Source organism: Qipengyuania pacifica (assembly GCF_019857205.1).
Taxonomy (GTDB): Bacteria; Pseudomonadota; Alphaproteobacteria; order Sphingomonadales; family Sphingomonadaceae; genus Qipengyuania; species Qipengyuania pacifica.
This window is the reverse complement of sequence record NZ_JAHWXO010000011.1, coordinates 48,277-62,157: the sequence shown is the minus strand read 5'-3', so window position 1 is coordinate 62,157 and position 13,881 is coordinate 48,277. Positions and strand designations below refer to the sequence as shown.

At 61.2% G+C, this 13,881-nt stretch carries 12 protein-coding genes, 1 tRNA gene and 1 pseudogene; 6 read left to right on the top strand and 8 right to left on the bottom strand.

Annotated elements, in window-relative coordinates; genetic code table 11:
• Positions 1–19: 19 nt before the first annotated feature.
• The 4 genes from KYK83_RS14940 to KYK83_RS14925 form a co-directional block, all read right to left on the bottom strand.
• Positions 20–1,267 carry a PepSY-associated TM helix domain-containing protein gene (locus KYK83_RS14940; protein WP_222828859.1) on the bottom strand — a complete coding sequence of 416 codons (1,248 nt, stop codon included), beginning with the start codon at positions 1,265–1,267 and terminating at the stop codon, positions 20–22.
• Entirely contained in the window at positions 1,267–3,762 is a 2,496-nt protein-coding gene (locus KYK83_RS14935) for a TonB-dependent siderophore receptor (protein ID WP_222828858.1), read from the bottom strand. The genes KYK83_RS14940 and KYK83_RS14935 overlap by 1 nt, the downstream gene beginning before the upstream one ends.
• A 251-nt stretch (positions 3,763–4,013) precedes the next feature.
• A tRNA-Leu gene (locus KYK83_RS14930) sits at positions 4,014–4,100 on the bottom strand.
• A gap of 111 nt (positions 4,101–4,211) precedes the next feature.
• On the bottom strand, positions 4,212–5,063 hold the full coding sequence (locus tag KYK83_RS14925; RefSeq protein WP_222828857.1) for a zinc-ribbon domain-containing protein: 852 nt from the start codon (positions 5,061–5,063) through the stop codon (positions 4,212–4,214).
• 160 nt (positions 5,064–5,223) lie between these two features.
• Here KYK83_RS14925 and ftsE point away from each other — a divergent pair, with 160 nt between their 5' ends.
• The 5 genes from ftsE to KYK83_RS14900 are packed head-to-tail and all read left to right on the top strand — an operon-like array spanning position 5,224 to position 9,277.
• Complete coding sequence (gene ftsE / locus KYK83_RS14920; RefSeq protein ID WP_248284505.1) at positions 5,224–5,943, top strand: cell division ATP-binding protein FtsE; 720 nt, start codon at positions 5,224–5,226, stop codon at positions 5,941–5,943.
• A complete protein-coding gene (locus tag KYK83_RS14915) occupies positions 5,940–6,872 on the top strand; it encodes a cell division protein FtsX (RefSeq protein ID WP_222828856.1) in 933 nt (310 codons plus the stop codon). Before ftsE ends, KYK83_RS14915 begins: the two co-directional genes overlap by 4 nt.
• On the top strand, positions 6,869–7,399 hold the full coding sequence (locus tag KYK83_RS14910; protein WP_221596347.1) for a YdcF family protein: 531 nt from the start codon (positions 6,869–6,871) through the stop codon (positions 7,397–7,399). Before KYK83_RS14915 ends, KYK83_RS14910 begins: the two co-directional genes overlap by 4 nt.
• 6 nt (positions 7,400–7,405) lie before the next feature.
• Positions 7,406–8,086, top strand: coding sequence for a lysophospholipid acyltransferase family protein (locus KYK83_RS14905; protein WP_222828878.1), 681 nt, complete (start codon positions 7,406–7,408; stop codon positions 8,084–8,086).
• A 51-nt stretch (positions 8,087–8,137) separates the two neighbouring features.
• Positions 8,138–9,277: a right-handed parallel beta-helix repeat-containing protein gene (locus tag KYK83_RS14900; protein ID WP_222828855.1), complete on the top strand. Its 1,140-nt coding sequence runs from the start codon at positions 8,138–8,140 to the stop codon at positions 9,275–9,277.
• 141 nt (positions 9,278–9,418) lie between these two features.
• Here KYK83_RS14900 and KYK83_RS17305 read toward each other — a convergent pair.
• Positions 9,419–9,517, bottom strand: a pseudogene (locus KYK83_RS17305) (prephenate/arogenate dehydrogenase family protein); the annotation flags it as partial.
• Here KYK83_RS17305 and KYK83_RS14895 point away from each other — a divergent pair.
• Positions 9,504–10,154, top strand: coding sequence for a lysophospholipid acyltransferase family protein (locus KYK83_RS14895; protein WP_222828854.1), 651 nt, complete (start codon positions 9,504–9,506; stop codon positions 10,152–10,154). The pseudogene KYK83_RS17305 and the gene KYK83_RS14895 overlap by 14 nt on opposite strands.
• 35 nt (positions 10,155–10,189) lie before the next feature.
• Here the strand turns inward: KYK83_RS14895 and KYK83_RS14890 are convergent, their stop codons facing one another.
• From KYK83_RS14890 to KYK83_RS14880, 3 genes are all read right to left on the bottom strand, one after another.
• Positions 10,190–11,671, bottom strand: a complete 1,482-nt coding sequence (locus KYK83_RS14890) for a sulfotransferase domain-containing protein (protein WP_222828853.1) — start codon at positions 11,669–11,671, stop codon at positions 10,190–10,192.
• A gap of 162 nt (positions 11,672–11,833) precedes the next feature.
• A complete protein-coding gene (locus tag KYK83_RS14885) occupies positions 11,834–12,739 on the bottom strand; it encodes a prephenate/arogenate dehydrogenase family protein (RefSeq protein WP_222828852.1) in 906 nt (301 codons plus the stop codon).
• Positions 12,736–13,851, bottom strand: coding sequence for a pyridoxal phosphate-dependent aminotransferase (locus KYK83_RS14880; RefSeq protein WP_222828851.1), 1,116 nt, complete (start codon positions 13,849–13,851; stop codon positions 12,736–12,738). Before KYK83_RS14880 ends, KYK83_RS14885 begins: the two co-directional genes overlap by 4 nt.
• Positions 13,852–13,881: the final 30 nt, after the last annotated feature.

The window sequence follows — 13,881 nt, the reverse complement described above, 5'->3', positions numbered from 1 at the left end:
GGGTCTGCCTGACCGCGGGCTACTGGATGCCCAGGATCAGGAAGGCGATCAGGATAAACCCGATCCCGATGAGCGCCACCGACAGCGCACGCCAGCGGCCCATGCCCTGCCACATGCCTGTAAAGCCCCGCCGGATCGCTACCCTGTCACCTCGCTCGCGTGCGATCCGCAGCGAATAGATGGCTGCCCCCGAAACGGACAGCGCCGTCATCGCCAGACCGAACAGGAACCACACCAGCTTGGTCCAGTAGCCGCCGAAAGATCCGAAATGCAGCGGGTCTGCCATTTCGCCGATGCGCTGGTGAAGATTGAGATCGCGTCCATCGGTCGTCAGCAGCACCTCGTTCGTGCTGGTGTCCACATAGACCGCGTTCGAACGTGGGCGGACCAGCACCGCTTCGAAATCGCCGTTGATCTGAAGTACCGCATCGTCGGTGGGCAAGGCTACCGCCTCCACGCGAAGGCCCGGATAGGCTGCGAGCGCGGCATCGATTGAAGCGCGCAAGTTGCCGCTGCCGGTCCGCTCGCTGGCGGCGGCTTCGCGTTCTACCTTCGGTTGGGGAGGAGCCTGGCCGCCCAGGCTTTCAATGAAATACCATACGCCGGTCAACGAAATCAGCGCGACGAACCACAGCGACCACACCCCTACCAGGCGGTGAAAGTCGCCCCACCATGTACGGGCGTCGCGTTTGCGCAGCGGCTTGGCAAAGCCCCTCCACCACTTCTTGTACACGAAGAAAGACGTGATCAGGGTGATCAGCAACAGGAAGGCGAGCGATGTGACGATCGGCACGCCAAGCCACGTGGGCAAGTTGAGATGGCGGTGCATGTTCCTGAGCACACGCTGCGCGCCTGCCCAGGGGCCGGTTCCCTGAATTTCGCCGGTTGTGGGATGCGCGTGCAGGAAGAACAGCTCGCCATTCCTGTTCTCGACCGTGACCTTCGCAGCAAAGGCCGAAGCGGTTGGCGCGTTGATATATGTGACCTTTGAAACGCCGGAATATTCGGACGCATTCTCGGCGATGTCCGCCCAGGCGACCGGGCCTTCGACAGTGGATGGCGCAACCCGCAGGCTCGGCTGAAGGACCCAGTCGATTTCCGCACTCAATACCGCCAGCGTCCCGGTAAAGAGAATGAAGGTCATGAACAGGCTGAGCTTCAGCCCGGTCCACTGATGCACGACCCACCATATGCGCGCAGCCTTGGGCCTGGGCTTGGCCTTGTCGAGCGGGCGTACCCCGCTATCGAGCGTGCGCGCCATTTCCATCAGAAGCGGTAGCCGATTTCGAGAAAGGCCGAACGCGGCTCGCCGGGGAAGTGTCCGGTGCGCGAGATGAAACCCGACGCGGCGTAAGTCTTGTCGAACAGATTGTCGACGCGCACCATCGCCCGGATCGGGCCGGTCTCGTAGATGAGCGAGGCGTCGAACACCATGTACGCGTTGACCGGCTGGCCATCGATGCTCACGCGGCTCGATACGTAATCGCCGCCGACTGCCGCCGCCAGACCGAGCATGGGAAACTGATAGCGGGTCCAGAAGCCGAGCTGATGTTCCGGTGCGTTGGCGAAACGGTCGCCTACAGCGTTCGAAAAGCCGCCACCGCCATTGTCCGCCGTGATGCGGGTGTCGTTATAGCCATAGGCAACCGTGACTACCCAATCGGGCGTGATGTCCGCCGCCAGATCGAACTCGATCCCTTTGCTGGTGATTTCGCCAATCGACACGAGATCGTCGACCCCGTCATCGCCGATATCGCCCCGTGGGTCGGTCTGAAGGATATTCGTTCGCCGAATGCGATAGGCGGAAAGGGACGATTGTATGCGGCCGCCCATCAGCGCGGTTTTCAGCCCACCCTCGTAGATGTCGCCCTCGGTCGGTGCGAACGGGCCGCCGGCCAGCGGGTTCTGCGAACTCGCACTCTGCGGCTCGAAACTGGTGGCATATTGCCCGAAGGCGGAAATATCGTCTGTGATCCGATAGACTGCACCTGCGCGATAGGTCGTTTCCTTGTCTTCGAACACCGTTCCGTCGGCATCGTCGCGGAAGCTGTCGCGGCGAATACCCCCGGTAAGGATGAGTCTGCCGATCGTGAGTTCGTTCAACAGGTAATAACCGGTGCGCGTCCCTTCGGTCAGCGTCACATTGAACGGCCCCTGCTCGTAGGTTGTAGGGTCGGACAGGCCGTATTGCGGATCGAACAGGCTGATGGGGTTGGGGAGGCCGGGTGTGGCCTGCGTTGTCCCGCGCAGCGAGCGGCCCTGAAAATACTGGTCCGAAATGAAATGGTCGAACCCGGCAAGCACACGGTTTCCGATCGTGTCGGACAGCTGCGTCGCCCAGACCGCATTGCCGCCGAAGGACCAGGTTTCCTGCGTGCGCATCTGGTCGCGAAATTCGCGGATCGATGCATCGATCACGCCGTCCCCGTCGGAATCGAACAGGCCGCGTGGCTCGTGATAGTTCTGCACCTCGACCGCATTGTTGTAGCGTGCCGTCGCATCGAGCGAGAGACCATCGAACGGTTCGGCTTCGAGGCGCATCTGGAACACATCGGATTCGAGATTCAGGAAATCGCCCGGCTCGTTGTGATTCCACCGCCGATCGGTGAGGAACTTGCCGTTATCGTCCACCGGCACACCGCGAATGCGGTTGGCGTCGAGCTCTTGGTCGTAGCGGGTCGCCTGGATGTCCACGCGGATCGGACCGGGATCGAACGACACCCCGCCGTCGGCAATCAGCGTGCGCGAAGCGGCATTGAACCGGAAGGTGCCGCGATCTTCGTAGAACAGGCCGCCGCGTGCCGCGAAGCCTCGACCAAGCGGCACGTTGAGTTCGGCCGAACCGCCCCAGCGATCTTCGGTGCCGGCGATCGCCTTGACCTGACCTTCGAACCTGTCGGCCTGGGCTTTCTTGGTGATGTAGTTGAACAGGCCGCCCGGTGCGCCGGGGCCATAGAGCATTCCGCTCGGTCCCTTCAGGAATTCGACCCGCTGGACGTTGAACAGCTGCGGGACGGAAAAGCCGGCATAGGGGTCGCCGCGCAGTCCGTCATAGAAGATTTCCTCCTGCCGGAAGCCGCGCGCCGTCACTCCGGCGTAGGAGAAGAAACTCACACCGGAGATGTTTCGATATAGATCCTGTGCATCGCGTGCGCCCTGATCTTCGATCAACTGCTCCGTGATCGTCGTGATGACGAGGCTGGATTCGAGGGGCGGGGTGTCGAGCTTTCCCGAGCTGGTCTCTTCCACCCGGTACAGCTTCTGCGCGCGCCCGGTGACGACGATGGCATCCGCTTCGTCATGGGAAATGGCGCTCACACCGTTCTGCGAGCCTGGGGCCGTCTGATGCTGTTCGACCGGCTCCGCAGCATCGGGCGCATGAAGCAGGGCCACAGCCGCCGCACCGATTTGCGGCCCTTGATCCGCATCACGCTGTTCGACCTGTCGCGATGCAGCAGGCGCATGAAGCGAAACCACAGATGTAGCACCGTTGTGCGAGCTTAGGTCCGCTCCCGCCTGTTCGACCTGCCCTGCTGACGCTGGCGCATGGAGCAGACCTGAAGCGGCCGCACCGATCCGCGGGCTTAGGTCGGCGCCCGCCTGTTCGGCCTGCTCTGCTGAAGCTGGCGCATTTAGCAAACCCGAAGAGGGCGCACCGATCTGCGGGCTTCGGTCCGCTTCACCCTGTTCGACCGGCTCCGCTGCAGCCGGCGTATGAAGCAGGGCCACAGCCGCCGCACCGATCGATAGATAACCCCTCACGAACACCCTCCTGCGAATCGTTCGCAAGCCGCCTAGGTGGATCGCATGGTGCCGTCAATGATAATGGCTCTCAATAGCAGGTCCGCGCGCTCGCTATGGCTGAGTTTGGATAGGATCAACGCCGCGTCAGCGCGCCTGATCCAAACCGGCCGCACGCGATCGGGCGGCGCATTCGCCGTCGACGCGGCGCCGCGATCAACGCCATCCGATGGCTCCGTCGTCGGAGCCGATTGTCAGGGGGATGGACTGTTTGGTGCGGTCGAGAAGACTCGAACTTCCACGGCCTTGCGGCCACAACGACCTCAACGTTGCGCGTCTACCAGTTCCGCCACGACCGCACACAGTCTGCTCGGGAGCGAATCCGCTTGGCGTCGCCCCCGTCGGTAGGAGCGCGCCACTAGCAGCGGTGCATCGCCCCGGCAAGCATCTTTATTGCGTGAAATGGAAACCTAGCGCGGTGCCCAGCCCACATCGGCGAAAACCGCCGATTTGGGCACATCGGTTACCGCTTCATTGATCGTCAGATCCTCGCCTGGCGCAAGGCTCGACTGCGGCGGCTGCACGACCCAGCTGTAGACTTGCCGTTCGCGCTGATCGCGCAGGACGATCAGGATCGGCGGGATTGGCCGGGTTTCGCGCGCCGTGTTCTTGACGATGATCCGCGCCCCGAAAAACTCGGTGCCGTTGGGAAGCGTGCGTCGTTCCTGCTGCTCGACGGGGAACGACAGTTCGAGATCGGGTTGGGCAGCGCCGAACAGTGGACGCGTGACCGGCACCCATTCGGGCACGCCGACGTAATTGACCGCCACCACGGTCCCGAGGGCGATCACCGCAAAGATCGCTGCCGCCCAGGTCCACAGGCGATTGATGTTGAGCCGCCGCCTGAAGGGCGGGGCATGATCGAAGCGCGACGGCCCGCGCTCGTCTTCCGGCTTGGGGGGAGGAGGCAGATCGTCCTGCACATCGCCATAGGGCGGGGCAGTCTCGTCGAAATCCGGTCCATCCCGCGGCGGCATCTCTTCTGCTGCGGGAGCCTGATTACCGCGATCCGCCACTGCGGGATCGGTATAGACCGCTGCGCTGGTGCGGGGCGGCGAAGCCTTGGGCGGCGCCGGCGGCGGAGGGGGCGGTGCGGGTGAGGGCGCAGGAATATCCTGAACTGCCGCGAGCCGATCCGCATCGGGTCCATCCTGGAACCAGCTGTGCTTGCATTTCGCACAGCGCACGGTCCGCCCTTCGATACCGATAGCGCTGTCGGGAACGACGTAGCGCGTGGCACAGGCAGGACAGGCAATGATCATGATGACCCAAGCCTTAAGGTGCCATGCGAATCACGACAAGCGACAGGCCTGTTCGCAAAGCGCAAGAACCGCTTTTTTCCACATGCAAGCGTGGTTATAGGCTGTTTGCGACGATGGCGGGTGCTCCTTTTCTCTTTATCCCACTGGCCGGGCAGTGAGCATGGCCGAAGATGAGATCGTGCAATTCGACAATGTCGGCTTGCGTTACGGTACCGATCGCGAAGTGCTGTCCAACGTATCGTTCACTCTGTTTCCAGGCCGTTTCTATTTTCTCACAGGAGCCAGCGGGGCCGGCAAGACGTCTTTGCTCAAGCTGCTCTATCTCGCCCAGCGTCCCTCGCGCGGGGCGATCCGGATGTTCGGCACCGATGTGATCACGCTGCCGCGCGATCGTTTGCCCGCCTATCGCAGGCGCATGGGCGTGGTGTTCCAGGACTTCCGCCTGGTCGACCATCTGTCCGCCTTCGACAATGTCGCCCTGCCCCTGCGCGTTGCCGGCGTACGCGAAGCGGATTTGCAGGCGCCGGTTGCCGACATGCTGGAATGGGTCGGACTCGCGCAGCGGGCCGATGCGCGGCCCGCCACTCTTTCGGGCGGCGAGCAGCAGCGTGTCGCGATTGCTCGCGCGGTAATCGGACGGCCCGACATGCTGGTGGCTGACGAGCCGACCGGAAACGTCGATCCCGAAATGGCGCTCAAGCTCATCCGCCTGTTCGAAGCGCTCAACCGGCTGGGCACCACTGTGGTGGTCGCGACCCACGATGTGCATTTGCTGCGCAAGGTTCCCGATTCGCTGATCATGCGGCTCGACAAGGGAATGCTGGCCGATCCGACCGGCGCCCTTCGCTATCCCCCGCGCCGGGTCGGGGCCGGTACATGACGAAACCGCCGGCGCTCACCCGGGCTGTGGAACGCGGGCTTGCGCCCTTCCGTGGGCGCCGCGCCGCACATCTGCTGCCCCGTGCACGGCTGGGCGGGCCGATGCCGTGGGTCATCGCGATCATGGTGGCGCTCACCGTACTTGCCGCGGGCGGTGGGCTGGCGCTGGACAATCTATCCGATCGGGCACGGGGCGATCTGGCGGGCAGTGCAACAGTGCAGATCGTCGAAGCCGATCCGCGCCAGCGCGACCGACAGGCGCAGGAGGCCGCCGCCATTTTGTCGCAGGACGGCGCTGTCGAAGAACTCGAGATCGTGCCTCAGGAAAGGGTCGAGCAATTGCTCGAACCCTGGCTGGGTATCGACAACCCACAGGATACCGTCCCTATCCCGGCATTGATCGATCTGCGGCTGACCGACGACGCCGACGAGACGACACTCGAACGGCTGCGCCACCTGCTGGCCGAGCGTGCGCCCGCCGCGCGTATCGATGCACAGGCGCAATGGCTTGCGCCGGTGCTGTCTGCATTGTCGGCACTGGGCTGGGCGGCATTGGGGCTGATCGGCCTGCTGGCCTTCACCGGGGCAGCCGCGGTCTGGCTGGCAGCGCGCAATGCGCTCGGCACCAATCGCGACACGATCGAGATCGTTCACTTGCTTGGCGGTAACGACGACCAGATCGCGCGGATCTTCCAGCGATCCATCCTTGCCGATGCGGCGGTCGGCGGAACGCTCGGCTTCGTAATCGGCGCTGCAGCGGTATGGCTGATGGGCCTGCAGTTCTCGGCGCTCGATTCCGGCTTGGTTGCAGGGGGCGGGCTGCAAATGTCGGACTGGCTGGTCTTGGCACTTGTCCCCGTGGGGGCGGTTGTTCTAGCGGTGCTGACGGCGCGGTTCACCGTGCTTGCCACGCTCAGGAAAATTCTGTGATCCTCCGTTTCTTTGCCGCCGCTTTGCTGGTTTACGCATTCGGCTTCCTCGGTTTTGCCGTTTCGCTGCCCAAGCCTCTCGCGGGCGAGCCGACCGATGCCGTAATCGTACTGACCGGAGGTCCAGGCCGGATTGCGCGGGGACTGTCGGTGGTGGATCAGGGGCTGGCGAAGGAAATGTTTGTGTCCGGTGTCGATCCCGAGGTTCGTCCCGCCGAATTTGCAGCTGAATTCGACGTGTCGCGCGGCACGATGGAATGCTGCGTAAAGCTAGGATACCTTGCTGTGGACACGCGCACCAATGCGGGTGAAGCTGCCCAGTGGCTGCGTGAAAACAAGTTTACCTCAGTCCGTCTGGTGACGACCGATTGGCACATGGCCCGCGCCAGTTCGGAATTCGAAGAAACGCTGCCACCCGATATCCGCGTAGTGGAGGATGCCGTCACGTCCCACCCCAGCCTGGCGACGCTGTTTCTGGAATATAACAAGTTGCTCGCCGCAGTGGTGTCGCAAGGCTTGCCGAGCTGATCCGTGATGCGCCTCATCCGCAATATCGCCTTTTACTTCGCTTTCTACATCGGCAGCCTGCTGATCACCTCCGCATCGCTTATCGCCCTGACTTTCAGCGTCGAGGCCTTCCGTCGGCGCGTGCGCAACTGGGCACAGTGGCAGCGCTGGTGTCTGGTCAATCTGCTCGGCTGCGAACTGGTATTGGAAGGCGCCCCGCTCGAAGAACCGGTGCTCTATGCGATCAAGCACGAGAGCTTCTTCGAGGCGATCGATGCGCCCGCCCTGTTCAACACGCCAAGCGTGTTCGCCAAGCAGGAACTCTTCAACATTCCGCTATGGGGCCGCGCCGCTGCGTCTTTCGGCCTTGTGCCTGTGGCCCGCGAGGCTGGCGCCAAAGCGCTGATGCAGATGATCCGATCGGCCAAGGCACTGGTTGCTGACGGACGCCCGCTGGTGATCTTCCCCGAAGGCACCCGCGTACCCCATGGTGAGGTACGCCCGCTGCAATCGGGCTTTGCCGGACTTTACAAGATGCTCGGTCTGCCAGTGGTCCCCGTCGCCGTGAATAGCGGGCCGGTCTACCACAAACGGCTGAAAAAGCCGGGCCGGATCATCTACCGCTTCGGTGAACCGATCCCACCAGGGCTGCCCCGTCCCGAGATCGAGAAACGCGTCCTCGCGGCAATCAACGCGCTCAATGACTAAATCGCAGCCTCGGCAGACTTTACGTGCAAGTGTCACCGGTGGCACCACTTTATGCAAAAGAACGTTGCTCAATTAATGCGATTATCTCATCCTCAAGGTCTTCATCACCCCCCGTTAGGGACTCAATTGAAGTTGGGCGCCCTATCGTTAGCTTTACTTGGTTTAATCTTAGTGCTGACAGGCGCGACGAAACTGCCCGGCCAAGCCAATAGCATAGAAATATTTTTATCGCCGGACGGTGACGATACGAACAGTGGGCTCTCGCGAGATGAACCGGTTTCGACCATTGCGGCGGCGCACGAAATTCTACTTCGATCAAAACCTGAGAATGATGTCAAAATATGGATTGCTTCGGGAACGTACTATAACCAGCGGGTGAAGTGGACGTTCACCATGCCCCACAACTCCATTATGTTCTTACCATTGGATGAGGGCAAGCCCCCCCCGATTTTTGACGGCTGTTCCAAGTCGAACGTTTATTCCGTTCAATGTGATGGAGGAACATGGTTTGCTCTAAGGGAGAGCGCCAACGCGCCCAGTAATATTCATTTTTATAATCTCGTTGTTAAACACTATGGCACAGCCATTTCATTCAACGGAAATCGAGATTCTCCGTCGAAATTGGCTGGTGGGAATACTGTTAGCGGTTTGGCCTTCATAGAAATAGGAAATGGCTACAATGAGGCGCTCGGGCCATCAACGGCTGCGATCCGCTTGGTGAACTCCAATAGAACTAAAATAATTAATAACAAATTCTTAAACATTCAGAACGTTGGAAGAGGGTCGGGATTAATACATGCATTGTATTTGGCGCATCAGTCAGATCGTAATACAATTATCAGAAACCGCTTTGAAAACGTAAGCGGCGATGCCATTCGACTTCGTGATGTATCAAACAACAATACGATCGTGGGTAATACCTTGATCAAGTCCGGAGCGGCTGGCTACTCGGACTGGTATTGCAACAATGACGTAAGAAGTGATTGTACAAAGCGGTCGGGAGAATGCCCTAGCTTCGAGAATGTATTCCGCGACAACGTGCTCGATGGCACGTACCAATGCAAGCAGATGGAGATATCTAAATTATATCAAAATAAAGTTCCCCAAAGTTGTAAACGCTTATTTAGCGGGGCGAAGCGTGTGAACGCAGAAAATAACAGACGTACGGCTAGACCATGCTCGCTAACTTAAATACAAGCCCAAAAGGTCGAGAAGAGCAACGTCTGACTTTCCGCTGAGTAGGTACTGCTCGGCTAAGATCTTGAGTTTGCCGCAATGATCTCCGCGCCCGAAATCGCATTTGGCATCGTCCTGGCCTTTTTCGATGATCTAGCGGCGGATGGTCTTATCGAACAGGCCGAACAACGTGTCGCCATCGCCATTGCGGATGGCCCGCTGAAGGCCGCTGAGATCTCCGATGAACCGGCTCAGTACTTTTACCTCCGTATCGCTTATCGCCCTGACTTTCAGCGTCGAGGCCTTCCGTCGGCGCGTGCGCAACTGGGCGCAGTGGCAGCGCTGGTGTCTGGTCAATCTGCTCGGCTGCGAACTGGTATTGGAAGGCGCCCCGCTCGAAGAACCGGTGCTCTATGCGATCAAGCACGAGAGCTTCTTCGAGGCGATCGATGCGCCCGCCCTGTTCGACACGCCAAGCGTGTTCGCCAAGCAGGAACTCTTCAACATTCCGCTATGGGGCCGCGCCGCTGCGTCTTTCGGCCTTGTGCCTGTGGCCCGCGAGGCTGGCGCCAAAGCGCTGATGCAGATGATCCGATCGGCCAAGGCACTGGTTGCTGACGGACGCCCGCTGGTGATCTTCCCCGAAGGCACGCGCGTACCCCATGGTGAGGTACGCCCGCTGCAATCGGGCTTTGCCGGACTTTACAAGATGCTCGGTCTGCCAGTGGTCCCCGTCGCCGTGAATAGCGGGCCGGTCTACCATAAACGGCTGAAAAAGCCGGGCCGGATCATCTACCGCTTCGGTGAGCCGATCCCGCCGGGGCTGCCCCGTCCCGAGATCGAGAAACGCGTCCTCGCGGCAATCAACGCGCTCAATGAAGAGGGGCTCTGATATCGCGCCACGATTATGATCTCCTGAGGCAGGGATCAGGATTCGCGATCGAGAGTAGTTGCAAGCTCCAGTAACCGGGGCCCCTCCAGTTCCCCAACCAGGGCGAGCGCGGCCTCGCCATCTTCCCAGTACGCAACCGGAACGCCGTTGTTCAGCTCCATCGACGGGCTGTCGCCAATGGATGTGTCTTCTTCTGCTGCAAACAGGGATACTCGCTCGTCATCTGCCGTGACCATGGTCAGCACGACCGAATTTCCCAGATCGGAAGGGTAGAGCTGGGCATCGGTCACGACCCAGTCGACGGGAATTTCCGGCAGATCGACACCGGTGGCATCGAAAATCTCGCCTCTGTCGACGTCGCTGGTCTCTATTTGCGAAACCATTTTCGCGCGCACGCTGCTCGCGACATAGGCTTCCTGCGCTTCACTGATAAGCGATGCCGCGCTCGCGGGCGGTGCGAAATTCGCATCGAGCTCGTTGGCGATCCAGCCGCTGGCGAACAAGGCGACTGCTGCGGCCAGCCGCATGAATCGCTCGCGGCGATGGTTGTCGTTGCTCGCACGCAATTCGGTGTTCTGCGCCAGTTCAATACTGGCGATGGTAGGTGCCTGGATCTGTCCTGTGGTGGGAGCAAGTTCCTTCCCGGAGGGCGCCACCTTCTCTTTGCTGTAATAACAGGCAAAGAACGGATGGAGGTGCCGGTCTATGTAGGCATCGACATAGGCGATGTCTTCGCTGGAAAGATAATCGACATAGCCCCCCACTTTCCCTCGGCGTACCTTGAAGCTTTCCGGATTATGCGGATCTGCCGGGCGTAGGCGCTCATGGCCGAAGCTGTCGTGCAGTTCGGCCTTGCGCATGTTGCGGAACGATGCCTTTTCGACGATTTCCTGAAGCAGGGTTTCGTCCGGATCGGGAAGACCGAGAAATTTCGCCGTGCTGCGGATGACCTGCCGAGGATCTGCATGCATTTCCTCGTAAGAAACCCAGAGAAAATCACGCGGCACATAACGCGCTTCGGCCCACGCATTATAGAACGCTACGATTGCGTCGACGCTGCCCTTTTCTTCGTGAATGAAGGTCGAGATGTCGCAATCGATCACCTTCATTCTGTTCTTGGCGTCGAAATAGTAGGATACCAGAACGTCACGCGGGTCGCGTGTGAGCAGCAGAACCCGCTTATTGCGATAGCGGGACTTGTCTTGGTCTACCTCGTGCCCGAACTTGAGATTTGGGCTGTCGTCATGAGTGAAGCCGATGTTCGGAATGTCCGACGAAAGTTTCCAGAAGTGCTGAAGCTCCATCGGGTTTTCAACCTTGAGCCCATACTGAGCGCACACCATGCTGCCGAGCATCGTTCGAAGCCAGGTTCTGCCGGACTTTGGATAGGACAGGACATAACCGTCTCTCGCCCACGCACTCGCTAGGCGCCTCATCGCGAGCAGCGCGCCTCTGTTCCGGATCGATTTGGGTAGAAGCAACTCGCCTGCCGAAAACGCGAAATCCCGGAAAAACATGCGAATCGCCATCAGACATGGCTCCGAGGTTGTTGATGTGCAAGCGAGCTCAGTCAGTCGACAATATAACGTCGCAGCTTTCTTTCCAGACCCGCAAATGGGGGTATCATTGTGGTTAATGGGCGCGCCGAGACGGTACGATTCCCCTGACGATGCAGCGCTTCAATGATCTCCGCGCCCGAAATCGGGTCTGGCATCGTCCTGGCCTTCTTCGATGATCGAGCGGCGGATGGTGCGGGTCTTGTCGAACAGGTCGAACAGCGTGTCGCCGTCGCCATTGCGGATGGCGCGCTGAAGGCGGCTGAGATCTTCGTTGAAGCGGCCCAGTACTTCAAGCACGGCGTCGCGATTGGACAGGAAGACATCGCGCCACATGGTGGGGTTGCTGGCGGCGATACGCGTGAAATCGCGGAACCCGCCGGCCGAATATTTGATCACCTCGCCCCGCGTCACATCCTCCAGATCGCTGGCCGTGCCGACGATCGTATAGGCGATGAGGTGGGGAATATGGCTGGTCACGGCGAGCACCAGGTCGTGATGTTCGGCATCCATGATCTCCACCGTCGCCCCCAGTCCTTCCCAGAACCGGGTGAGCGCGTCCACAGCGTCCGGGGGTGTATTCTTGCCGGGCGTGACAATGCACCAGCGATGCCGGAAGAGCTCGGGAAATCCGGCATCCGGCCCGCTATTCTCCGTCCCGGCGACGGGGTGCGCGGGAATGACGATGGCAGCCGGAAGGGCGGCCGCAAGGGCATCGCCAACGCTGCGCTTGGACGATCCGACGTCGCTGACGATCGCGCCGGGTTCGAGATGAGGTGCGATCGCTTCGGCAGCATAGCCCATCGCTCCGACGGGTACGCAAAGGATCACCAGATCCGCCCCGCGTACCGCCTCGGCAACCGTGTCGCAGACCTCGCCCACAAGCCGGCGCCCGGCTGCGCGCTGGCGCACATCGGTATCGGCATCCCATCCCGTCGTCGCCATGCCGGGTAGCATCTCCTGCACCGCCAGCCCGACCGATCCGCCGATCAGCCCGAGCCCGACGATGGCGACGCGTTCGATAGTCATGCCTGCGCTCCGCAAACACCGCGCAGCACGGCAGCGATTTCGTCCATCTGGGCCGATGTGCCAATGGTGATCCGCAGCGCCTGCGGCAGGCCCTGGCCGGGCAGGTGGCGCACGGCGTAGCCGGCAGCGGCGATGGCCTGCAGTGCAGTTTCCGCCGCAAGCGCGCCTTCGAATACGACCAGCACGAAATTCGCTTTGCTCGGCAGCGCGCGAAGCCCATGGTTTCCCAGCGCCTCGATCTGTTCGACGAAGCGCGTGCGTGCCGCAATGTTCGCATCCCGCGATGCGGCGACGAAGCTCTGGTCGGACAGCGCCGCCAGCGCCGCACGTTGCCCGCTCGCCGTGATGTTGAACGCCCCGCGCAGCCGGTTCAGCGCATCGATCAGATGCGGCGCGCCGGTCGCCCAGCCCACGCGTTCGCCCGCGATGCCATAGGCCTTGGCGAACGTTCGGGTGACGAGCACATTGTCGTTGTTTGCGGCCAGTTCCATACCTCCATCGTCCTCGCCTTCGTCGAGGAATTCGGCATAGGCCTGGTCGATCACCAGCAGCACATTCGTCGGCAGCCCGGCATGCAGTCTGGCGACTTCGTCACGCGGCAGCCATGTGCCGACCGGGTTGTTGGGATTGTCGAGCAGGACGACCCGTGTGCGCTCCGTCACCGCGGCGAGCAGCTTGTCCACGTCGGGCGCATAGTCCGTGTCTTCAGCCAGCACGACCGTCGCGCCGACCTTGTGCGCAAGCAGGGGGTAGAGCGAAAAGGAATAGCGCGGGAACAGCACCTCGTCGCCGGGGCCCGCGAACGCCTGTACCGCGCCATGGAGGCATTCGCCAGAACCGGTGCCGCACACGATCCGCGCCGCATCGATGCCGTGAAGTGCGCCGATCGCTTCGCGCAGCGCCGTGGCGTCGGGGTCGGGGTAGAGGCTGGGTTCTTGCCCCTGCGCCAGAGCGGCGAGCACGGCCGGGCTGCAACCCATCGGGTTCTCGTTGGCCGACAGCTTGATCAGCTTGCGCCCGTCCTCACCCCTCGACTTGCCCGGAACATAGGCATGGATGCCCTCGATCCAGGGTTTCATGTTGGGCCGGTCCATTTTCTCGCTCGCTGCCATGTCAGTTTCTTCGCATGAAAGAATATCGGC